This is a genomic window from Streptomyces sp. 4N509B, from assembly GCF_052245655.1.
GTDB lineage: Bacteria > Actinomycetota > Actinomycetes > Streptomycetales > Streptomycetaceae > Streptomyces.
This window is the reverse complement of the sequence record NZ_JBQQBZ010000013.1, coordinates 54,228-74,791: the sequence shown is the minus strand read 5'-3', so window position 1 is coordinate 74,791 and position 20,564 is coordinate 54,228. Positions and strand designations below refer to the sequence as shown.

16 protein-coding genes and 1 pseudogene are annotated in these 20,564 nt (G+C 75.2%); 8 read left to right on the top strand and 9 right to left on the bottom strand.

Going from position 1 to position 20,564, the window contains the following annotated elements:
* Positions 1 to 264: 264 nt before the first annotated feature.
* The 3 genes from ACTWP5_RS14845 (at position 265) to ACTWP5_RS14835 (ending at position 4,926) form a co-directional block, all read left to right on the top strand.
* Entirely contained in the window at positions 265 to 3,987 is a 3,723-nt protein-coding gene (locus tag ACTWP5_RS14845; protein ID WP_443221457.1) for a S41 family peptidase, read from the top strand.
* Between the two features lie 121 nt (positions 3,988 to 4,108).
* On the top strand, positions 4,109 to 4,294 hold the full coding sequence (locus tag ACTWP5_RS14840) for a hypothetical protein (RefSeq protein WP_443221400.1): 186 nt from the start codon (positions 4,109 to 4,111) through the stop codon (positions 4,292 to 4,294).
* Positions 4,295 to 4,467: 173 nt separating this feature from the next.
* The gene (locus ACTWP5_RS14835; RefSeq protein ID WP_443221399.1) at positions 4,468 to 4,926 is read left to right on the top strand and encodes a nuclear transport factor 2 family protein; all 459 of its coding nucleotides are present in this window, start codon (positions 4,468 to 4,470) and stop codon (positions 4,924 to 4,926) included.
* Here ACTWP5_RS14835 and ACTWP5_RS14830 read toward each other — a convergent pair.
* Positions 4,907 to 5,410 carry a nuclear transport factor 2 family protein gene (locus tag ACTWP5_RS14830; RefSeq protein WP_443221398.1) on the bottom strand — a complete coding sequence of 168 codons (504 nt, stop codon included), beginning with the start codon at positions 5,408 to 5,410 and terminating at the stop codon, positions 4,907 to 4,909. The genes ACTWP5_RS14835 and ACTWP5_RS14830 overlap by 20 nt on opposite strands.
* A 155-nt stretch (positions 5,411 to 5,565) precedes the next feature.
* Here ACTWP5_RS14830 and ACTWP5_RS14825 point away from each other — a divergent pair, with 155 nt between their 5' ends.
* From ACTWP5_RS14825 to ACTWP5_RS14815, 3 genes are all read left to right on the top strand, one after another.
* Positions 5,566 to 6,075, top strand: a complete 510-nt coding sequence (locus tag ACTWP5_RS14825; protein WP_443221397.1) for a pyridoxamine 5'-phosphate oxidase family protein — start codon at positions 5,566 to 5,568, stop codon at positions 6,073 to 6,075.
* Between the two features lie 65 nt (positions 6,076 to 6,140).
* On the top strand, positions 6,141 to 6,662 hold the full coding sequence (locus ACTWP5_RS14820) for a cupin domain-containing protein (RefSeq protein ID WP_443221396.1): 522 nt from the start codon (positions 6,141 to 6,143) through the stop codon (positions 6,660 to 6,662).
* Positions 6,663 to 6,737: 75 nt separating this feature from the next.
* Positions 6,738 to 9,101 carry a DEAD/DEAH box helicase gene (locus tag ACTWP5_RS14815; protein WP_443221395.1) on the top strand — a complete coding sequence of 788 codons (2,364 nt, stop codon included), beginning with the start codon at positions 6,738 to 6,740 and terminating at the stop codon, positions 9,099 to 9,101.
* 68 nt (positions 9,102 to 9,169) lie between these two features.
* Here ACTWP5_RS14815 and ACTWP5_RS14810 read toward each other — a convergent pair whose 3' ends face one another.
* From ACTWP5_RS14810 to ACTWP5_RS14795, 4 genes are all read right to left on the bottom strand, one after another.
* Positions 9,170 to 10,141, bottom strand: coding sequence for an SDR family oxidoreductase (locus ACTWP5_RS14810; protein ID WP_443221394.1), 972 nt, complete (start codon positions 10,139 to 10,141; stop codon positions 9,170 to 9,172).
* On the bottom strand, positions 10,138 to 11,130 hold the full coding sequence (locus ACTWP5_RS14805; protein ID WP_443221393.1) for an alpha/beta fold hydrolase: 993 nt from the start codon (positions 11,128 to 11,130) through the stop codon (positions 10,138 to 10,140). The genes ACTWP5_RS14810 and ACTWP5_RS14805 overlap by 4 nt, the downstream gene beginning before the upstream one ends.
* On the bottom strand, positions 11,127 to 12,608 hold the full coding sequence (locus ACTWP5_RS14800) for a flavin-containing monooxygenase (protein ID WP_443221392.1): 1,482 nt from the start codon (positions 12,606 to 12,608) through the stop codon (positions 11,127 to 11,129). Before ACTWP5_RS14800 ends, ACTWP5_RS14805 begins: the two co-directional genes overlap by 4 nt.
* 274 nt (positions 12,609 to 12,882) lie before the next feature.
* Complete coding sequence (locus ACTWP5_RS14795; RefSeq protein ID WP_443221391.1) at positions 12,883 to 13,494, bottom strand: TetR/AcrR family transcriptional regulator; 612 nt, start codon at positions 13,492 to 13,494, stop codon at positions 12,883 to 12,885.
* A 108-nt stretch (positions 13,495 to 13,602) separates the two neighbouring features.
* On the opposite strand from ACTWP5_RS14795, the gene ACTWP5_RS14790 reads away from it, so the two are divergent.
* On the top strand, positions 13,603 to 14,670 hold the full coding sequence (locus tag ACTWP5_RS14790; protein ID WP_443221390.1) for an ABC transporter permease: 1,068 nt from the start codon (positions 13,603 to 13,605) through the stop codon (positions 14,668 to 14,670).
* A gap of 101 nt (positions 14,671 to 14,771) precedes the next feature.
* On the opposite strand, the gene ACTWP5_RS14785 is transcribed toward ACTWP5_RS14790, so the two are convergent.
* Positions 14,772 to 15,302, bottom strand: a complete 531-nt coding sequence (locus ACTWP5_RS14785; RefSeq protein ID WP_443221389.1) for a GNAT family N-acetyltransferase — start codon at positions 15,300 to 15,302, stop codon at positions 14,772 to 14,774.
* A gap of 190 nt (positions 15,303 to 15,492) precedes the next feature.
* On the opposite strand from ACTWP5_RS14785, the gene ACTWP5_RS14780 reads away from it, so the two are divergent.
* Positions 15,493 to 16,953 (top strand): BNR repeat-containing protein, encoded by a 1,461-nt coding sequence (locus ACTWP5_RS14780; protein ID WP_443221388.1) that lies wholly within the window; start codon positions 15,493 to 15,495, stop codon positions 16,951 to 16,953.
* Between the two features lie 212 nt (positions 16,954 to 17,165).
* Here the strand turns inward: ACTWP5_RS14780 and ACTWP5_RS14775 are convergent.
* The 3 genes and pseudogenes from ACTWP5_RS14775 to ACTWP5_RS14765 all read right to left on the bottom strand — a co-directional run bounded on the left by ACTWP5_RS14775 (position 17,166) and on the right by ACTWP5_RS14765 (position 20,514).
* A pseudogene (locus ACTWP5_RS14775) lies at positions 17,166 to 18,312 on the bottom strand (MerR family transcriptional regulator).
* A 232-nt stretch (positions 18,313 to 18,544) separates the two neighbouring features.
* Positions 18,545 to 19,228 (bottom strand): response regulator, encoded by a 684-nt coding sequence (locus tag ACTWP5_RS14770; protein WP_443221387.1) that lies wholly within the window; start codon positions 19,226 to 19,228, stop codon positions 18,545 to 18,547.
* Positions 19,228 to 20,514, bottom strand: a complete 1,287-nt coding sequence (locus ACTWP5_RS14765; RefSeq protein WP_443221386.1) for a sensor histidine kinase — start codon at positions 20,512 to 20,514, stop codon at positions 19,228 to 19,230. The genes ACTWP5_RS14770 and ACTWP5_RS14765 overlap by 1 nt, the downstream gene beginning before the upstream one ends.
* Positions 20,515 to 20,564 lie beyond the last annotated feature (50 nt).

Genomic DNA, 20,564 nt, shown 5'->3' with positions numbered 1-20,564 from the left:
CACGAGACGCCAATCGGAGGTTCCCGGGGTGAGTCATCCACCGTTCTGTGATTGACATCACAGCAGCCACGCTCCGCCACTCCCGGTGACTTGCCGCAGCTCACTCCAACGCTAAGCATGGGTACGGTGAGCGACAACCTCAACGTATCCGCCGCCTCCGACGCCCCCGAAGCCTCCGCCGCCACCAGCGCCGCGGACGCCCCGGCCGTCAGCGAGCTCCCAGAAGGCGACGGCTACCTCCGTTTCCCACACCTCTCCGGCGAGCTGCTGTGCTTCGTCTCGGAGGACGACCTGTGGCTGGCGCCGCTGCCCGGCGCCCACGACACCCAACCGGGCAGGGCCTGGCGGCTCACGGTGGACCGCACCCGCCTCGCCAGCCCCCGTTTCTCTCCCGACGGCGCCCACATCGCCTACGTGAGCTGGCGCACGTTGGACCCCGAGATCCACCTCACCCCCGTCGACGGCGGCCCGGCGCGGCAGTTGACGCACTGGGGCTCGCACGACACCCGGGTCTGCGGATGGACGCCCGCCCCCTCCGACGGCACGGGCACCAGCCGCATCCTCGCCGTCAGCTCGCACGAACAGCCCTTCTCCTACTTCGACCTGGCCTACACCGTCCCCGTCACCGGAGGGCCGGGCGAGCGTCTTCCCTGGGGGCCCGTCGCCGACATCGCGGTCAGCGGCGACTACGGCAGCGAGCGGCGCACCCTGCTCCTGACCGCCAAGGCCCCGCACGAGCCGGCCGCGTGGAAGCGGTACCGGGGCGGGGCCATGGGCAAGCTGTGGCTCCACGGGCGGCGGCTGCTGGCCGAGTTGGAGGGCCACATCGCCTGCCCGATGTTCGTCGGTGACCGGATCGCGTTCCTCTCCGACCACGAGGGGATCGGAAACCTCTACTCCTGCCGCCCCGACGGCACCGAGCTGTGGCGCCACACCGACCACGACGCGTTCTACGCCCGCCACGCCTCCACGGACGGCCGGCGCGTGGTGTACCAGTGCGCGGGCGAGCTGTGGCTGGCGGAGGACCTCGGGCCCGGCTCGACGCCCCGGCGGCTGCCGATCCGGCTCGGCGGGCCACGCGCCGGACGCCGCACGTACCAGGTGCCGGCGGCCCGGCACGTCGACGACCTCGCCGTGGACACCACCGGCCGCTCCAGCGCCGTCTGCGTGCGCGGCGGCCTGTACTGGCTCGCCCACCGCGACGGCCCGGCCCGCGCGCTGTCGGTCGCGGCGGGCGTGCGGGTGCGGGAGCCGGTGATGCTCGGGGACACCGGGCGCGTGGCGTATCTCACGGACGCCGAGGGCGAGGACGCGATCGAGATCACGTACCTGCCGCGTGCCAGCGGCGGGCGGGACCCGGTGCGGCTCGCGGCGGGGGCGCTGGGGCACGTGCGGGAGATGGCGGCCTCGCCCGACGGCAGGACCCTGGCCGTGGCCTCGCACGACGGGCGGCTGCTGGTGGTGCGCGTGCCGGAGCCGGAGGTCACGGAGCCGGCGGCGGGAGAGGGCGAGGAGCCGGCGGAGGAGGAACAGGAAGCGGCGGAGCCGGAGTCGGGCGAGGAGGCGGGCCAGGCCGAGGGGTCGGAGGGGTCGCCGGGCTCGTCCGGGGAGGCCGGGGAGGCGGCCGACGCCGAGGCCGCCGAGGCCGCCGAGGAGGGGGAAGGGAAGGAAGGGAAGGAAGAGAAGGACGGAGACGCGGAGGACGCGGAGGACGAGGAGGAGGGGCCACAGGTCGTCACCGAGCTCATCCGCTCCGTCAACGGCCCCGTCCACGACCTGTCCTTCTCCCCCGACTCCGGCTGGGTGGCCTGGGCCCACCCCGGCATCGGCCGGTACCTCAGCCAGATCAAGATCGCCCGCATCGCCGGCACGAAACGGACCGTGCTCGACGTCACCGACGGCCGCTTCCGCGACGAGGAGCCCGTCTTCACCCGCGACGGGCGGTACCTCGCGTTCCTCTCCTGGCGCGGCTTCGACCCGGTCTACGACGTGCACACCGGCGACCTGTCCTTCCCCGTCGGCTGCCGCCCCTACCTGGTGCCGCTCTCCTCGGCCACGCGGTCCCCGTTCGCCATCACCCCCGAGGGCCGCCCGGCCGCCGGGGGCCTGGACCCGTTCGAGCCTTCGGAGTCCCGTGGCGCCCGCGCCGACGGGGGCGGCCCCGGGGCGGGCGAGAAGTCCGGCGAGGGCGCGGTGATGGTGGAGGCGGAGGGTCTGAGCAGCCGCGTCGTGCCGTTCCCCGTGGCCGCGTCCATGTACTCCTCGCTCCATCCCGTCAGCGGCGGCGGCCTCGTCTGGCTGCGCTGGCCGATCTCCGGCGCCCTCGGCGAGACGTTCGCCAACCCCGCGCACACCTCGGGCAAGCCGACGTTGGAGTACTTCGACCTCACGAAGTCCAAGCGGACGGAACTCGCGGACGACGTCGACTGGTTCACGCCCAGCGGCGACGGCACGCGGCTCGTGGTGTGCGAGGACGGCGACTTCCGCGCCATCCCGGCCACGGACAACCCCGACGGCGACACCTCCGTGGACCTGGACATGCGCCGCATCGTCCACGAGGTCGACCCCTGCGCGGAGTGGCGGCAGTCGTTCGAGGAGGCGGGCCGGCTCGTTCGGGACTACTACTGGGACCCGAAGATGTGCGGCATCGACTGGCCCGGCGTGCTGGACCAGTACCGTCCGCTGCTGCGGCGGGTCGCGACGCCCGGCGAGTTCGCCGACCTGGTCAGCGAGACCGTCGGCGAGCTCGGCACCTCGCACGCGTACGTCACGGCGGCGCGCCGCAACGAGGGCCCCCGCCACTACCAGCGCCCCATCGGCCTGCTGGGGGCGAACTTCACGCGCACCAGGGACGGCCACTGGCAGGTGGCCAGGATTCTGCCGGGCGAGTCCTCCGACCCGAAGGCGCGCTCGCCGCTGGCGGGCACCGGGGTGCGCGAGGGCGCGATCCTCACCCACGTCGGCGGCCGGCCGGTGGACCCGGAGGCGGGCCCGTGGCCGCTGCTGACGGCGACCGGCGGCACGAGCGTGGAGCTGACCTTCGTCGACCCGGTGCGGGACGGCGAGGGAGGGACCGACGGCGAGGCCGGGACGGACGCCGAGGGCGCCCGGGACTCCCAGGGCTCCGAGGGCACCCAGGGCTCCGAGGACGGCACGGACGCGCGGGACGGGAAGGCGACGCGGGACGCCGCGGGGGCGGCGCGGAGCGACGCGCCGAAGGGGCGGGGCGCCGTCGGCGGCAGGCCGCGCCGCATCGCCGTCGTGCCGCTCATCGACGACCGCCCGCTGCGCTACCAGGACTGGGTGGCGCGGCGACGCGCCGTCGTGCGGGAGCTGAGCGACGGCCGCTGCGGGTACGTCCACATCCCCGACATGGGCGGCTCGGGCTGGGCGCAGTTCAACCGCGACCTGCGCATGGAGTTCGCGCGGGAGGCGCTCATCGTGGACGTGCGCGGCAACATGGGCGGCCACATCAGCGAGCTGGTGATAGAGAAGCTGTCCCGCACGATCCTGGGCTGGGACGTCACGCGCAACGCCCAGCCCGTCTCCTACGCCTCCGACGCGCCGCGCGGCCCGGTGGTCGCGCTGGCCGACGAGGCGACGTCGTCCGACGGGGACATGATCACCGCCGCGTTCCGGCTGCTCGGCCTGGGCCCGGTGGTGGGCACCCGCACCTGGGGCGGGGTCGTCGGCATCACCGGGAACCACCGGCTCGGGGACGGCACGCGCATCACGGTGCCGATGAACGCGGCCTGGTTCGGCGAGTACGGCTGGGACGTGGAGAACCGTGGCGTGGCGCCGGACGTGGAGTGCGAGCGGACGCCGCTGGACTGGGCCGAGGGCCGGTACGTCGTCCTCGACACGGCGGTGAAGCTCGCGCTGGACCTGCTGGACCGGCACCCGGCGAGCACGCCGCCGGGCTACGAGAACGTGCCGGACCGGCGCCGGCCCGTTCTCCCGCCGCGCCCGCACGTCGGCCCGTCATGAGCGCACGCCTCCCCGCGTCGCCACGCTTCCCTTATGTCCCGATATGATCCATATGCGCGACATGCCCGACCGTGGGACCCTGGGCAGGGGAGATCGAGACGAGGGGAGATCAGGAATGGGTATGTCCGACCGGTTCAAGCAGTTCCAGAAGCTCGCCAAGGACATGAAGGGATCGCGGTCGGAGTCCGGGTCCCGGTCCGAGTCCGGGTCCGACACGGACAAGGGCGGCGGCATGAACGACATGGCCGACAAGGCCAAGGAAGCGATGGAGAAGGCGAAGCGCGCGCGGCGGGACCAGGGTCACTGACCCCGTAGCGCGCGAGCGGTCCGCACGCCCCGAGCCCCCACCGGGACTCGGGGCGTCTCCGTTCTCCGGTGGGCGACTGAAACCATTCCGTTGGACAGACCAACGATTGGCGCCTAGGGTGGGCGCATCCAATGTTGGTCATGCCAACGAATCAACCGAGCACGGAGCCCGCCATGCCCACGCAGTCCACCGTCACGACGTCCGCCGCCCCGTCCCGCGCCGCCTCCGAGCTCGCGGACCGAGCCGAGATCGTCGATCTCCTCACGCGCCTCGCCCACCTCCTCGACGACGCCCGCTTCGAGGACGCCCCCGCCGTCTACGCCGACGACGTCGTCGTCCACTCGCCACGCGGCGGCACGCTGCGCGGCATCGAGGAGGTGCTCGCGTTCCTGAACGGCAGCCGCGTCGAGGGCGAGCGGACCCTGCACGTCCACGGCGACATCCTGGTCACCTTCGACGGACCCGACCGGGCCGGCGCGGCGGCCCACCAGCTCGTCTTCTTCTTCCGCGACGGCCAGCCGCCCCACCGCTCCTCCGGGCTGCGCCTGTCCTACGGCGCGGTCCGCACGCCGGACGGCTGGCGCGTCGACGAGGCACACATCGTGCCCGCGTTCATCCGCGAGGGGGCGTGACGGGGACGCCACCCCCGTCGGGCGCCACGCCCCCCGGCCGCAGCGGCGGCTGGCCGTCGAACCACACCGGCCTGATCGCCACCCGCGCCAGCCGCCACCCCGCCGCCGTCCGCACCACCTCGCCCTCCACCACCCCGCCGACGGTGAACCGCTCCCCCAGCCGCTCACGCAGCGCGGCGGGGTGGAGGTGGGTCATGACGGCGTTGCAGCGGACGGCGGCGCGGTCGCCGTCGAGGTCGACCACGTGGTTCGCCCCCACGTGGTGGGTCCGTTCGAACTGGGCCAACGCCGCCTCCGTCTGCCGGGCCACCTCCCTCCACCCCACCGCCTCCCCGACGGGCACCTCGCTCCGCACGTCCTCGGTGACGTAGGCGCGCGCCCAGTCCTCGTCGTAGGTCTCGTCCTCGTCCAGCGACCGCAGGTACCGGTCCATCAGGTCGACGATCTCCATCCGGTCCCGCAGCTCGTCCCTGTCCACAGTCATGACCCCGACCCTGCAACCTCAAGTGGACCTGAGGTCAACCGCGAGGCCGCCGGCCGCCGGCCGCCGGCCGCCGCACGCCCCACCGATGAGTTCGCGCGCCCGGCGGGGTCATCTTTGGGACAGACCCCCCACACCAGACGGAAGGACCGAAGGACATGACACCTGGCGAGCCGATGACCAGCGTGGACGCGAGGTTCAGCGAGCCGGACGCGGCGCCGACGCCCTGGGCCCAGGCACGGGACGGGCTGGCGGACGCCGAGCTCTACTGGCTGACGACCGTCCGGGCGGACGGGCGACCCCACGTCACGCCCCTCATCGGCGTCTGGCACGAGGAGGCGCTGTGGTTCACCACGGGCGGCCGGGAGCAGAAGGCACACAACCTCGCGGGGCGGCCCCACTGCGTCATGGCCACCGGCACCAACGTGCTGCACGAGGGCCTGGACGTGGTGGTCGAGGGCGACGCCGAGCGGGTCGGGGACGACGACGCGCTCCGTCGGCTCGCCGAGGCGTTCCTGGCGAAGTACGGCGAGGAGTGGAGCTTCACCGTGCGCGAGGGCGAGCTGCACCCCCCGGGCGGCGGCTCCGCGCTCGCCTTCCGCGTCCGGCCGGCGAAGGCGTTCGCGTTCCGGAAGGGACACTATGCGCAGACGCGTTACCGCTTCTGACGCCCCGTCCACCGCCCACAGACGACCGCCCACAAACCACGGACCACCGAGGAGACGACCGCCCCATGTCCTACCCCGACCCCCGCTACGCCGGAGCGAACGGCGAGGTCAACGCCGTCTTCCGGCCCGTCGACACCCCGCCGGACGTGTCCTCGCCCAGCGGCAACCGCACCCACTACCTGGCCACCCACGCCACCACCGGCGGGGAGTTCGGCCTGTACCGCATCGACATGGCACCCCGCTCCCCCGGGCCCAGCACGCACTTCCACCGCACCATCTCGGAGTCCTTCTACGTGCTCTCCGGCGAGGTGAGCCTCTTCGACGGCGAGCGTTGGATCACCGGCAGGTCGGGGGACTTCCTGTACGTGCCGGTCGGCGGGCTCCACGCGTTCCGCAACGACGCGGACGAGCCGAACTCGATGCTGCTGCTGTTCTCGCCCGGCGCGCCGCGCGAGGAGTACTTCGAGCGGGTCGCGGAGATGGCGCAGCGCGGCGACGAGGAGTTCGCCGAGTTCCTTCTCCGGCACGACTCGTACTTCGTCGACCCCGAGCACGGACCGGCCCCCCGCCAGCGCCGCTCGCAGTAGTATCACCCGCCGCACGGGCGCACGCGAAGGAGGCGGGCCCGGGGCAGCGAGCGTGAGCGGAGCGGAGGCGGAGCCGTGGGGGACGCGGACAGCCGAGGAGGAGACCGGGAGCCGGAGCGGGGACGGGGCCGGAGCCGGCGCGGCGACCGGGAGGTCCTCGCCGAGGGCGAGCGGCTGCGGGTGGCCGCACGGGCCGCGTTGGAGGACCACGAGCGGGCCCGCGCGGCCGTGCGCCGGGCGTACGACGCGCTGCGCGAGCCGCTGGTCCGCCGCGAGCTGCGCGGCATCCCGCTGGCGCGCCTGCGGGAGGTGACCAACGGGCAGCTGCGCCTCGGGGCCGTGGAGCAGGCCGGCCTCGACACCGTCGGTCACGTCGCCGAGACCCCGCCGTACCGGCTGCGCCGCATCCCGGGCGTCGGCCAGCACACCGCGCACCAGCTGACGGCCGCCGCCGCCCAGATCACCGAGGCGGTGCGGGAGACCGTCACCGTCGCGCTCGACCCCGACGACCGCGCCCCGGAGACGACGGCGCTGGTGGTGGCGTTGCACCGGCTGCTCACGGCCGCCGACGGGCAGGCCCAGACGCGCGAGGGCGCCGGGCTGCGGGAGGCGCGGGAGGACGCCGAGCGGATCGACCGCGTGCTCGGCACGCTGCTCGCGGCCTCCGCGCCGGCCCGGGGCCGGGTGCGGCGGCTGTTCCTCGGCCGGCGCCGCCGCGAGCAGGTCCGCGAGGCGGTCGAGGGCGTCCACGAGCTGCTGGCCGACGCGGAACGGCGCGAGGCGCGGCTGCGGCTCGCGCAGCTCTCCACGGACCTGCTGCGGCCCGACGCCGACGCCGTGGCGGCCTGGGTCGACTTCGAGAGCCGCTCGCCCGAGTACCACACCCTGCTCACCGACGTCGCCGAGGTCGGGGCGCTCGACCGATCGGCCGCCGAGGGCTTCCTGCCGGAGACGCTGACCGGCCAGGTGCGGGCGCAGCCGCTGGACGACAGCCGCCTGCGGGTCTCGCTGCGCGGGTACCAGGCGTTCGGCGCCCGCTTCGTGCTCACCCGCCGGCGGGTGATCCTGGGCGACGAGATGGGCCTGGGCAAGACGGTGCAGGCGATCGCGGTCCTCGCGCACCTGGCGGCCGGCGGCGCCACGCACTTCCTCGTGGTCTGCCCGGCCAGCGTGCTGATCAACTGGCTGCGCGAGACCGAGACCCGCAGCGCCCTGGCCGCCCACCGCCTCCACGGCCCCGAGCGGGAGGCGGCGGTGACGGAGTGGCGGGAGCACGGCGGCGTCGCCGTCACCACCTTCGACGGGCTCCAGAGCCTGGACGTCGCGCGGCTGCCGGAGCTGGGGGCGCTCGTGGTGGACGAGGCGCACTACGTGAAGAACCCGGCCGCCCGCCGCTCGCGGGCGGTGGCGGCGCTGACGGAGCGGGTCGAGCGGGTGCTGTTCGTCACCGGCACGCCGATGGAGAACCACGTCGACGAGTTCCGCAGCCTCGTGCGGTACCTGCGGCCCGAGCTCGCGCCCCGGGTGCAGGGCAGCGACGCGGTGGCGGGCGCCCGCGCGTTCCGCAGGGCCGTCGCGCCGGTCTACCTGCGGCGCAACCAGGAGGACGTGCTGACGGAGCTGCCCGGGGTGGTCCACGTGGACGAGTGGGAGGAGTTCAGCGAGGCCGACCTCGCCGCGTACCGCGCCGCCGTGGCGGAGGGGAACTTCATGGCGATGCGCCGCGCCGCGTACGCCTCCCCCGCCGGCTCGGCGAAGCTGCACCGTCTGCGGGAGCTGGTGGCGGAGGCGGCCGAGAACGGGCGGAAGGTCGTGGTCTTCTCGTACTTCCGGCAGGTGCTGGCCACCGTGGGCGAGGCGCTGAGGGGCGACGCGCTTGCGAGGCGGACCCCGGAGGGGCGGGCGCTGGAGGGACGGGCGCTGGAGGGGGAGGTCCCGGGGGGCGACGGGGTGTTCGGGCCGATCGCCGGGGACCTGACGGCCACGCGACGGCAGCAGGTGGTGGACGAGTTCGCGGCGGCGAGCGGCCACGCCGTGCTGCTCAGCCAGATCCAGGCCGGCGGGGTGGGCCTGAACATCCAGGCGGCGTCCGTGGTCGTGCTCTGCGAGCCGCAGGTCAAGCCGACCATGGAGAGCCAGGCCGTCGGCCGCGTCCACCGCATGGGGCAGGTGCGGCGCGTGCAGGTCCACCGGCTGCTGGCGACCGACAGCGTGGACGAGCGGATGCTGCGCCTGCTGGGCCGCAAGGAACGGCTCTTCGACGCCTTCGCCCGCCGCAGCGACGTCGCCGAGTCGACCCCGGAGGCCGTGGACGTCTCCGAACAGTCCCTGGCCCGGCTGATCGTGGCCGAGGAGCGGGAGCGCCTGGCCGCCGGGGCGGGCGGGCACGAGCCGGCCCACCGGAACGCGGAGGAACGGCAGCCGGCGCCGGAGGCCTGAGTCGCCGTCGGGCGCCGGCTGCCCGTCAGAGGGCGTCGGCGGGCTGTCAGCCGACGGTGAGCGGGCTGTCAGCGGGGGGTGTCGTCCCTCCTCGCCGCCTCCGTCGACGCCGCCTCCGCCGACGCCACCTCCGCCGGGGCCGCCTCCCCCGGTGCCCTGGCCGTCTCCCGGCTCGCCGCCGCGCCCCCCGGCCCCAGCAGGCCCTGGGCCACGGTGGACGAGGGCAGCTGCCGCAGCATGCGGCGGGCGCCGGCCGCCACGACCGGCGGCAACGCGCCACGGATCGCCTGCACCGGCCGCAGCCACCGCTGCCCGTAGACGTGCGCCGAACGCCGCTCGATCCCGGCGGCGAGGCGCGCGGCGGTCGGGGCCAACGGGTAGGTCCTGCCGAACGGGCCCGGCAGCTTGGCCCGCAGCTCCCTGTTGGCCTCGTCCTCGTCGGCCGCCCGCACCATGTCCGTGTCGGTCCAGGCCAGGTACGCCACGCCGACGCGCACGCCGCTGGGCGCCAGCTCGGCGCGGAGGCTGTGGGCGAACGCCTCGACGCCGGACTTCGAGGCGCAGTAGGCCGTCATCATCGGGGCGGGGGTGAGGGCCGCGAGCGACGCGACCTGGCAGAAGTACCCCTGGCTGTCCTTCAGCGCCGGCAGGAACGCGCGGCAGGTGGTGGCCGAGCCGACGAGGTTGACGTCGATGACGCGGCGCCAGTGCGCGGCGTCGACGGACTCGAAGGAGCCGCCGAGGCCGACCCCCGCGTTGGCGACGACGATGTCCACCGCGCCGAAGCGGTCACGGACCTCCCGCGCGACCTCGTCCATCGCGGCGGCGTCGGTGACGTCGGCGTGCCAGTGGCCCACCTGGTCGGCCGGGGCGGGCAGGGAGTCGGCGACGCGGGCGAGCCGCTCGGGCTCCAGGCCGACGAGGGCGACGCGTGCGCCGCGCAGCGCGAGCTCGCGGGCGAGGGCGGCGCCCAGGCCCCGGGCGGCGCCCGTCACGACGGCGACCTGGCCCGCGAGGGAGAGGGGGATGCGGTGGTTCATGGCGTGGCTCTTCCTGTCGGGCGTCCTGTCGGGCGGGTCTGGGCGCGGATCGCGGCGACGACCGCGTCGGGCGCCTCCAGCGGCGTCATGTGGCCGATGCCGGGGAGTTCGACCAGCTCGGGCGGTCGCGGCAGCCGGCCGGCGGTGCGGTGGGCGTGGCGCGGGGGCGTGAGGCGGTCGACCGTGCCGTGCACGAGCGTCACCGGCAGCGTGAGGTGCGGCAGGTGGTCGAGGACGTCGAGACCGGCCAGCATCCGGCCCCACTCGGCGCGGACGCCGGGCGGGCAGGCGCTGACCAGGCGGGCGGTCCAGCCGACCAGCTCGGGATCGGCGTCGGGGGCCAGGAGGACGCGGTGGACGAGGCGCCGCGTGAGGGGCGTGACGGGCCGGAACGGCAGCGGCAGGCCCATCGCGCGGCGCCGCAGGACGGCACGCCAGCTCCGCGCCGCTGGGTGGTCCGCCGGCCGGTCGGTGGTGGTGCTGCACAGCACCACGGCGTCGGCCCGTTCGCGCAGCTCGGGGCGGGCGGCGGCGGCCACGACGGCCATCGCGCCCATGGAGTGGCCGACGACCACGGTCCGCCGCCCACCCTCGCCGCCGCTCGGCGGCGTGGTGGCGGCGAGCACGGCGCACAGGTCGTCGGCGAGGGTCTCGGCGGTGCAGCGGCCCGGCGTGGCCGGGGTGCGGCCGTGGCCGCGCTGGTCGTAGAGGACGACGCGGTGGTCGCCGGTGAGGCGGGGCAGCAGCGGGTACCAGAAGCGGACCTGGCAGGTCCAGCCGTGGACGAGGACGACGGTGGGCGCGTCCGGGGGCCCGTCGGCCCGCCGGGCCCCGTGGACCCCGCGCGCCTCGTGGACCTCGTGGACCTCGACGTGGAGCGGGGTCCCGTCCCGGGAGGTGACGGCGACCGTCGGGCCGGCTCCCGTGACGGTGCCGGTGGCGTCGCTCGTGGCGTCGTGCGCGGCGTTCGCGGCGTTGCTGGCGTTCATGGTCGGCGCATCACCTCGTACTCGGAGAGGTCGACCGCGCGCGTCTCACGGCGGAACTCGGCCGTCGTCCCGGGCCAGACCGTGGTGTTCCGCCCCTGCCGGTCGAGGTACCAGCTGTCGCAGCCGCCCGTGTTCCACACCGAGCGCGCCAGGCGCCGCTGGAGACGCTCGTTCCAGGCGCGAACGGCGGCGGGGCGGGGCGAGAGGGCGACGCGCTCCCCCTTGCGGTGTCCCATGCGGTGGAGGGTGGCCACGAAGTCGGCCAGGTAGGTCAGCTGCGCCTCGACGATCAGGAGCATCGAGGTGTTCCCCAGGCCGGTGTTGGGGCCGATGATCGTCAGGAGGTTGGGGAAGCCGGCGGCGGTGGTGCCGCGCAACGCCGCCGCGCCGTCGCGCCACTCCTGCGCCAGGGTCGTGCCGTACGCGCCCTTGACGCGCCGGGCGATCGGCGCGTCGGTGACGCGGAAGCCGGTGGCGAGGACGACGGCGTCCGCCTCGACGCGGTGGCCGTCGGCGGCGACCAGGGTGGAGCCGCTCACCTCCCGCAGGCCCGCGTGGACCACGTCGACGCCCGGCCTGACGAGGGTCGGGTACCAGTCGTCGGAGAGCACGATGCGTTTGCAACCGATCCGGTAGTCCGGCGTGAGGCGGCGGCGCAACGCCGGGTCGGCTATGGCACGGCGCATGTGACGGGCCGCCAGCCCCTCCAGGACGCGGAGCGCCCCGGGATGGCGGGTGAAGGCGCCGACCTGGGCCTCCCGCAGGGCCCACAGCAGCTGGCGGCGGGCGGTGGCGGTGACCGGCAGCCGGTCGTGGAGCCAGCGTTCGGCGGCGGTGGTCGCGCGGTTCCCGCGCGGCAGGACCCAGGGCGGGGTGCGCTGGAAGACGGTGAGGTGGGCCGCCTCGCGCGCCACCTCGGGCGCGATCTGCGCGGCGGAGGCCCCGGTGCCCACGAGCGCGACGCGCTGCCCGCGCAGGCTGTGGTCGTGGTCCCAGCGGGCGGAGTGGAAGACACGTCCCGGGAAGCCGTCGAGGCCGGGGATGTCGGGGAGGCGCGGGGCGGAGAGCGGCCCCGCGGCGGAGACGACGACGTCGGCGGTGAGCCGGCCCCCGGGCGTCTCGATGACCCAGCGCAGCTCGGCGGGGTCCCAGGCCATGCTCTCGGCGGGGCGGGAGAAACGGATGTGGGGGCGCAGGCCGAAGGTGTCGGTCAGCCACTCCAGGTACGCGCGGATGTGGCGTTGGCCGGAGAAGGTGTGGGGCCAGTGGGGGGTGGGGGCGAAGGAGAACGAGTAGAGGTGGGAGGGGACGTCGCAGGCGCAGCCCGGGTAGGTGTTGTCGCGCCAGGTGCCGCCGACGGAGTCGGCGCGTTCCAGCACGGCCACGTCGGTGACGCCGACGCGGCGCAGGCGCAGGGCGGCGCCGAGTCCGCCGAAGCCGGCGCCGATGACGGCGACCCGGACGTGCTCGTCGGCCATGCTCGCCTGCCTTCCGTGTACTTACCGACCCGTTGCGTTACTTCGGGGGGTCGTAGCCATCTTCCCCGTTTCGTTCACGGAGGCAAGGGGTCGCGCGTCGGGAGTGTGGCGGCCCGCCGGCTCACGCGATGCGCACGGCGCGTTTCGCCGGAGCCGCGAGGACGGGGACCGCCCCTCCCGCCCGCTCCTCTCACCGCCCCTCGGGGGCGACCGCTCCGCGGGACGGCCGGGCCGGGCGGAGAGGCCGGGCGGAGAGGCCGGGCGGACGGGCGGCCTACGCCCCTTCCCCTTCCTCTTCCTCGCGGCGGAAGGTGGCGAGACCGCGCAGCCCGTCGCGCAGCCAGGCGATGTCGCCGTGGCCGAGGGCGCGTTGGACCATGAAGCCCTGGCAGCAGGCGATCAGCGTGCGGGCGACGTGCTCGGGCGGGAGGTCGGCGGCCATCTCGCCGCGCGCCTGGTACGTCCCGACGATCCTCGCCCAGGCGGTGACGACCCGGTCGATGAAGGTGTCGAGCAGGGCGGCGAGTTCGGGGTTCCTGAAGGTCTCGGCCCAGACCTGGAGCACCATCTGCGGCGGGTGGGCGAAGTGGGCGGTGAGGCGCTCGACCACCTCCAGCAGGATCTCGTCCGGCGGCGGCGGCTTCGGGGAGTGCGACGCCTCCTCGAAGGCGGAGTGGACCACGTCCAGCACGCTGTGGGCGATCTCCAGGATCATCGCGTCCTTGGAGGGGAAGTACCGGTAGACCGCGCCGGCCGACAGGCCCGTCTCGGCCAGGACGTCCTGCATCGTCGTGCCGTGGAAGCCGTCCCGGGCGAAGCAGCGGGCGGCGCCTTCGAGGATCTGCCGGCGGCGGGAGTCGAGGTGCTCCTGGGAAACACGGGCCATGCCACCGAGGCTAAAACGAACATTCATTCTTGACAACCGGGTGATCACGGGAGCACTGTGGGGACGACCAAAACGAACAGTCATTCTTTTTGATCGGAGGGACCGATCATGTCCGCAACCGCCCCTCCCGGGGCCTCTGTTCCGCTCCCCCGCCTCGTCATCGTCGTCGCCCTCGTCATCCCGGCGGTGGTGGCGCTCGCGCTGTGGGCCTTCGCCTGGCCGGCGGCCCGCACCGCGCCCAACGACCTGCCCGTCGGCGTCGCCGGGCCGCCCGCCGCCACGGCACCGGCCGCCGAACGGCTCGCGGCCCAGGGCGACGGCGGCGCGTTCGACGTCCACACCTATCCGGACGAGGCGAGCGCCCGCGCCGCCATCGAGGACCGCGAGGTCTACGGGGCGGTGGTGCTCGGCGCCCCGGACGGCGGCCCCCGGCTGCTGACCGCCACGGCGGCGGGCCCCGCCGTCGCCGGGGTGCTGGAGGAGATGGCCACGCGGCTCGCCGCCGAGAGCGCGGGCACGGCCGAGCTGACCGTCGTCGACGTCGTTCCGACGCCCGAGGCCGACCCGCGCGGCGCGGCGTTCAGCTCCTCCGTGCTGCCGCTGGCGCTCGCCGGCATCGCCACCGGGGCCGCCGTGGCCGCCACCGGCCTGATGGCGCGCGGTCGCGCCGTGGGCGTCGGGACACTCGCCCTCGCGTCCGTCGTGGTCGGGATCGCGGTCACGGCCATCGGCCACAGCTGGCTCGGCGTGCTCGACGGCGCGTGGTGGGCCGTCGCCGGCTCGATCGCCCTCGTCGTGCTGGCCTCGGCGGCGACGGTCGCGGGTCTGGTGGCGCTGATCGGCCCGGCGGGCATCGGCGTCGGGGCGATCGTGGTGATGCTGATGGGCAACCCCTGGTCGGGGGCGGGCTCGGCGCCGGAGATGCTGCCCGACCCGGTCGGCGTCATCGGGCAGTGGCTGCCGTTGGGGTCGGGGGCGACGCTGGTGCGCTCGGTGGCGTTCTTCGACGGGGCCGCGATCGCGTTCCCGCTGGCGGTGCTGGCGGGATGGACGGCGCTCGGCCTGGGGATGGCGGCGCTCGGCGTCGCGCGCCGCAGGCAGCGGGGGGTGGCGAACGCGGGCGGCCCCGCCTCCGGGGAACCGGTGGCGCCGTCACCCGCGCCGTCGGTCGCCTGACGCGGACGCGAGCGCGAGCGCGGACGCCGGCGCCGGCGCCGGCGCCGGCGCGGACGGAAGCGGACGCGGCACGCCGCGCGGCACGTCAGCCGCGCGGCGTGTCAGCCGAGCAGCGACTTCACGTAGCAGGCACTCGTCGCCTCGGCCCGGTAGTAGCCGAACTTCTCCTCCTCGGGCACCTGGACGTAGCCGCTGGTGACGTAGAGGCCGATGGCCTCGGGCTGGCGATGCCCGGTCTCCAGCACCATCCGCGTCCGCCCCGCCGCCCGCGCCGACTCCTCCAGGCGGGCCAGGATCACCCGCGACAGCCCCCGGCCCCGGGCCTCCCGCACCACGAACATCCGCTTGATCTCGGCGTCGCCGTCGAGGTACCCCTCGGCGCGGGCGCCCTCGCCGTTCCAGGCCCGCCAGCCGCCGGTGCCCACGGGCCGGCCGTCGCCGTCGTAGGCCACGAGGAACAGGCCGCGTGGCGGCGCGAACATCCCCGGCTCCAGCGGCGTGGCGTCGCCCTCGCTCTCGTACCTCTCGGCGTACTCGGCCTGCACCAGGTCGTTGAGCATGCGCGCGTCGGGGTGGTCGAAGGCGCGCTCGACGAGCTGGAGGGCGGCCTTCGGGGGGTTGCTGACGTCCATGCCGGCGATCGTACAAAGGTCCGGATCGCACGCGATGCCCGACCCTGACGCGGGGCGTTGACCGGGACCGGACGGGCTCGTAGGCTCCATGACCGGGCTGGGTTGAAACCTTTCATCGCTCTGTCGTCGCTGTCGTCGCTGTCGTCGCTCGTCGCCGCACGCGCTCGTCGACTCGTTCCGGGAGGCACCCATGCCCACGTCCCCCAGCCGCCGTCGCCTCATCCTCGGCGCGGCCTCGGCCGCCGCCTCCGCCGCCTGCGCCGGCGGCCTGGCCGCGTCCGCCGGCGCCCACGCCGCCGCTCCGGCCACCGCCCCGCCCTCCCTGACCCCCCTCGGCAGCACCCTGCTCGACGCGACCGCCCTGTACTTCGTCTCCTACAACGGCCTGGTCAACAACAACGCCTTCCAGCGCAGCGGCCTGCTGACGTACCACGGCCACCAGTACGCCGTCTGGTACGCCGCCGACCGCCAGGCCACCATCGCCCGCCGCGCCCTGGGCTCCGACGACTGGGAGGCCGTGGCCCTCGGCCACCGCCTCACCGTCAACGACTCCCACAACGTCATCTGCGTCGGCGTCTCCCCCGACGACGGCCGCCTCCACCTGGTGATGGACGCCCACAGCAGCGGCTACTTCTACGTGAAGTCCGTCGCCGGCCTGGCGGACGACCCCGGCGCCCACGCCTGGACGCGCGACGCCTTCGGCCCGGTCCGCACCAGCCTCGACGGCGCCACCCTCACCTCCGCCCTCACCTACCCGCAGCTCCTCGTCGCCCCCACCGGCACGCTCCAGCTCAGCTACCGCCGGGGCGTCTCGGGCAACGGGCAGGCCGCGCTCGCCGAGTACGACAGCCGCACGAGCACCTGGCGCGACCTCGGCGCCTGGTCCAGCGCCACCGGCACGTACACCACCCCCCACGGCTCCAGCACCTCCCGCAACCTCTACCTCCACGGCCTCACCTACGGCGGCGACGGCACCCTGCACGTCTTCGGCACCTGGCGCGAGCAGTCCACGGCCGTGACCTGCGGCGCCAACCTCACCAACCACGACACGACCTACGTCCGCAGCCGCGACGCCGGCCGCACCTGGACCAACGCCGCGGGCACCGTCGTCGGCACCACCGGCACCGGCTCCCTCGTCTCCGTCACCTCCCCCGGCATCGTCGCCGACCCCCTCGGCCCGGACCACGCCCTGATGAACCAGGAGTCCCAGACCGTCGACTCCGCCGGCCTGCCCCACGCCCTCATCTCCTACGTCCCGGGGCGCTTCGGGCAGTGCGTGCCGGACTACGTGGCCGGGCGCGTGGCGAACGGGTACCCGTTCCACGTCTGGCGGGACGCCGCCGGGGCGTGGCACAAGAGGGAGATCCCCTTCCCCCTGCGCTCCAGCCAGCGCTCCCAGATCCTCCTGGACGCCTCGGACAACGCCTACGTCGTCATGCCCTACGGGCGCGTCGCCGCCGCGTCCGCCGCCTCCGGCTGGTCGGACTGGCGGATGCTGTTCGACGAGGACCTCGGCGCCTTCGGCGAGATCGTCCCCGACTACGACCGCGTCGCCGTGGACGGCGTCCTGTCCTTCCTCTACCAGGAGACCTCGACCGGCACGACGCCCTCACCGATCCACGTCATCGACTTCCGGTTGCCGACCGGCTAGGGGCAGCCGTCCGCTCGACCGTCCGCGGAGCCGGACGACCAGCGCGACAGCCGTAGCCGTAGGCGCAGCCGCAGCCGCAGCCGCAGCCGCGTGCGGCTGACGCGCTGCGCCGAGGTCCATGCCCGACCGGTACGGCGAGGACCGCCGGCTCGGGCGCGCCGTCGAGGCCGGGTGTCGCCGCGGCGGCGTCTTCGTATCCCGCGCACGGTGGCTCAGGCTGTGAGCAGGCGGAGGCCGAGCTCCGCCGCGTCGAGGGCGACCAGGTCGCGGTTGCGCTCCGCCCACCGGCCCGAGGAGAGGTCGTCGCGGAGTCCGTTCACCGCCCGCTGCTCGGCTTCCGGCCCGACCCTGGTCCATACCGACACCGCGCGGCGCACACGTTCGTCCAGGTACGCCTCGGGCCGGCGCCAGTAGGCCTCGAAGAAGCCGTCAGCGCAGTCCCAGGGGACGAGCACCGGTTCCGCGCGGCCCCCGATCGCGCCGGTCAGGTCGGCCAGGGAGGGCCAGCCGACGAGAGGGAGGGCCAGCCGACGAGGAGGTCGGCGAACTCCGGCAGGTAGTCGCGGGGGAGCCAGAACCGCTGAAGCCAGCCGGCGCTGCCGGCGTCGTACGTCAACACCACGACGCGGCGGGCCACGCGGCACATCTCGCGCAGCCCGGCGACCGGGTCCGGCCAGTGGTGAACGGTGCTGACCGCCATCGCGGCGTCGAAGGACTGGTCCTCGAACGGGAGGCTCTCCGCGCTGGAGGCCACGCACGGCGCCGCGCCCGCGGGACGCAGCGCCCGCATGACCGCCGACGGTTCCACCGCCGTGACGTCGCGGTCCGGGGGCTCGTAGGAGCCGGTGCCGGCCCGACGTTCAGCACCGTCCGCGCGTCCCCGAGCGCGTCCCAGATCCTCGCGGCGATCCGCGGCTCGGTGCGCCGCGTCGCCGGGTAGGCGGTCCCGATGGCTTCGTACAACTGCGCGCCGAACACTCTCAGTTGTTCCTCCGACGTCGTCCTGATCCCCATGGCCCGTCCCTCCAGTTCCCGGTCTATGGCCGTCACCATGGCGGCAGCGCTGTCGCGCTGTTCCAGCAACAGGCCGCGCAGCCGGTGCAGGTGCGCGACCGCGTCGGTGGCCGCGTCGTCGACCAGGTCCGCGATCTCGCGCAACCCGAAGCCCAGCCGCCGATAGGCGAGCACCTCCCGCAGTCGCTCCACATCGCCCGCCGAGTAGGCCCGGTAGCCGGCCGCGGTCCGCGCGGACGGCCGCACGAGGCCGATCTCGTCGTAGTGGTGCAGCGTGCGGACGCTCACGCCGGCCAACTCGGCGACGCGTCCCACGGTCAGGCGTTCCTCCACGCCACCGACCATGCGGCATGACGTCACGTGAGGGTCAAGGGCTTCGCTCCTGGTGCCGTTGGGGGAAGCCGCCGCGCGTCCCGGCCGTTCTCGCCCGCCGCGTCGGCCGCGGCCTGGGCCTGGGCCTGGGCCTGGGCCTGCCGCAGGAGACGTTCCCGGGCACCGTCCGCCGGTCACGGCCGGTGGCGCGGGGCTGGCCCGCGCCGTTCGGATCTCGGCGGGGCCGCGGCGTCAGCCACCGCGTCTAGCCGGACAGGGCCTTCGGGGTGTCCCAGCCGGGGCCGGCGTCACGGACCAGCAGGGCGGCCTGCACACGGTTGTCGCAGCCCAGCTTGGCCAGGACGCGGCTCACGTACGTCTTGATGGTCGTCTCGGTCATGTGCAGCCGCCGTCCGATGTCCGCGTTCGACAGTCCCTCGGCCACCAGGCGCACGACGTCCGCCTCGCGGTCCGTCAGTGCCGCCAGGCGCGCCAGCGCGTCGCGGCGGCGCGGCACGGCGTCCGGCGCGAGGACGCCGAGGACCACACGGGTCACGGCCGGGGAGAGGTACGCGTCGCCGCCGTGGGCGGCGCGGACGGCACGGATCAGCTCCTCCGGGGTGCAGTTCTTCAGCACGAAGCCGGCGGCACCGCCCTGGAGCGCGCGCAGCACGTTCGGCTCCGTTCCGAACGCGGTGAGCACCACCACGCGCACCTCGGGGGCACGGCGGCGCAGTTCCTCGACGGCCGCGAGGCCGTCCAGGGCGGGCATGGTGATGTCCACGAGTGCCACGTCGGGGCGATGCCGCAGCGCCTGCTCGAGGGCGGTCCTGCCGTCGCCCGCCGCCGCCACCACCTCGATGTCGCCCGCCGACTCCAGCACGGTGCGGACGCCGGCCACGATCAGCGGCTCGTCGTCGGCCACCAGGACCCTGACCGGCCGCGTCATCACCGGCCCCCGAGGAGCAGGCTCGCCGGGAGGACGCCGAAGGCGAGCACGCCCGTGGCCACCGCGAGCCAGCGGCGGCGCGTGGTGGGCCGTGCGTCCGGCTCGGGTCGTGCGGGGAACATGGCGAGCAGCCGGAAGCCCTCCCGGGTGACGCCGTGGTCGACGAAGCCGCCGACGGCGCGCGCCCGTTCGCGCAGCCCCGCGAGCCCGTGCCCGCCGACGCTGGTGCTGGGGCTGGGGCTGCTGCCGGCGCTGGGGCTGGGGCCGGGGCTGAGGTCGGGGCCGGCGCAGGCGGTCGCCGCGCCGCCGGGCGCGGCGGCGTTGACCACCGTGAGCAGCAGGGCGTCCCGCTCCCACGCCATCCGGACGGCGACCGGCTGCCCCGGCGCGTGCTTCGCGGCGTTGGTCAGCCCCTCCTCGACCACCCGGTACGCCGCCTCCCACGCCGCCTCGGGCAGCTCGCCCGCGCCGCCGCCCGCCCGCTCGTCCCGCCCCTCCTGCCGGAAGGCCACCTCGACCCCGGCCGCCCGGAAGTCCGCCACCAGGCGCTCGACCGCCCCGGGGCCCGGCGGCGCCTCGTTGCCGCGCAGCGCCCCGACCAGCTCATGCAGCTCGGTCATCGCCTCCCGCGCCGCCTCGGCCAGGTGACGGGTGGTCTGCCGCTCGCGGTCCGGCAGCCGGTCGGAGACCTCCAGCGCGGCGGCCTGGATCGACACCAGGCTCAGGCGGCGCCCCAGGGAGTCGTGCACGTCGCGGGCGATGCGCAGCCGCTCGCGCAGGCGTTCCCGCTCGGCGAGGAGCCGGCGTTCCTGGAGCAGCGTCTCCACCAGGCGACGGTGCTGGGCGAGATAGCGGCCGGCGAGCAGCGGCAGTGCCACGAAGACCAGCTCGAACCACGCCAGGAAGAACAGCGCGCGCGGCGTCACGCCGTGCGCGGCGACCCGCACGGCGAGCTGCGCGGCGAGCCCTCCCGCCGTGACGCCCGCCGTCCACGCCGCGTCGGCGCGGGAGGCGACGGCGTGCCCGGCGCGGTAGCCCGTCCACAGCAGCAGCGCGAAGCCCACGCCGCTGACCGGCGCCAGCACCGTCACCGTGGCGCCGAACGCGACGAGCGCGCTGCGGCGTTCGCACGCGACGACCGCCGCCGCGGCGAGCGTGAAGGCGACGAGAGCCCAGGGCGAGCCGCCCGCCGGGCGCGCCGCGGACAGGATCGCGGTGTCCACCGCCACCACGGCGACGGGCAGGAGCGGCCTCGGCAGGCTCGGCGGCCTCGCGGACAGGCGCATGGCCCCGAGCGTACGGGCGGCGCGCCGCGCCCCGCCATCGACCTTCGTGG

Coding starts and splice junctions, on each gene's coding strand:
- ACTWP5_RS14825 (WP_443221397.1), top strand. CDS start 5,566: ATGACACCTGGCGAGCCGATGACCAGCGTGGACGCGAGGTTCAGCGAG.
- ACTWP5_RS14805 (WP_443221393.1), bottom strand. CDS start 11,130: ATGAACGCCAGCAACGCCGCGAACGCCGCGCACGACGCCACGAGCGAC.
- ACTWP5_RS14820 (WP_443221396.1), top strand. CDS start 6,141: ATGTCCTACCCCGACCCCCGCTACGCCGGAGCGAACGGCGAGGTCAAC.
- ACTWP5_RS14790 (WP_443221390.1), top strand. CDS start 13,603: ATGTCCGCAACCGCCCCTCCCGGGGCCTCTGTTCCGCTCCCCCGCCTC.
- ACTWP5_RS14800 (WP_443221392.1), bottom strand. CDS start 12,608: ATGGCCGACGAGCACGTCCGGGTCGCCGTCATCGGCGCCGGCTTCGGC.
- ACTWP5_RS14795 (WP_443221391.1), bottom strand. CDS start 13,494: ATGGCCCGTGTTTCCCAGGAGCACCTCGACTCCCGCCGCCGGCAGATC.
- ACTWP5_RS14785 (WP_443221389.1), bottom strand. CDS start 15,302: ATGGACGTCAGCAACCCCCCGAAGGCCGCCCTCCAGCTCGTCGAGCGC.
- ACTWP5_RS14835 (WP_443221399.1), top strand. CDS start 4,468: ATGCCCACGCAGTCCACCGTCACGACGTCCGCCGCCCCGTCCCGCGCC.
- ACTWP5_RS14780 (WP_443221388.1), top strand. CDS start 15,493: ATGCCCACGTCCCCCAGCCGCCGTCGCCTCATCCTCGGCGCGGCCTCG.
- ACTWP5_RS14770 (WP_443221387.1), bottom strand. CDS start 19,228: ATGACGCGGCCGGTCAGGGTCCTGGTGGCCGACGACGAGCCGCTGATC.
- ACTWP5_RS14765 (WP_443221386.1), bottom strand. CDS start 20,514: ATGCGCCTGTCCGCGAGGCCGCCGAGCCTGCCGAGGCCGCTCCTGCCC.
- ACTWP5_RS14840 (WP_443221400.1), top strand. CDS start 4,109: ATGTCCGACCGGTTCAAGCAGTTCCAGAAGCTCGCCAAGGACATGAAG.
- ACTWP5_RS14810 (WP_443221394.1), bottom strand. CDS start 10,141: ATGAACCACCGCATCCCCCTCTCCCTCGCGGGCCAGGTCGCCGTCGTG.
- ACTWP5_RS14830 (WP_443221398.1), bottom strand. CDS start 5,410: ATGACTGTGGACAGGGACGAGCTGCGGGACCGGATGGAGATCGTCGAC.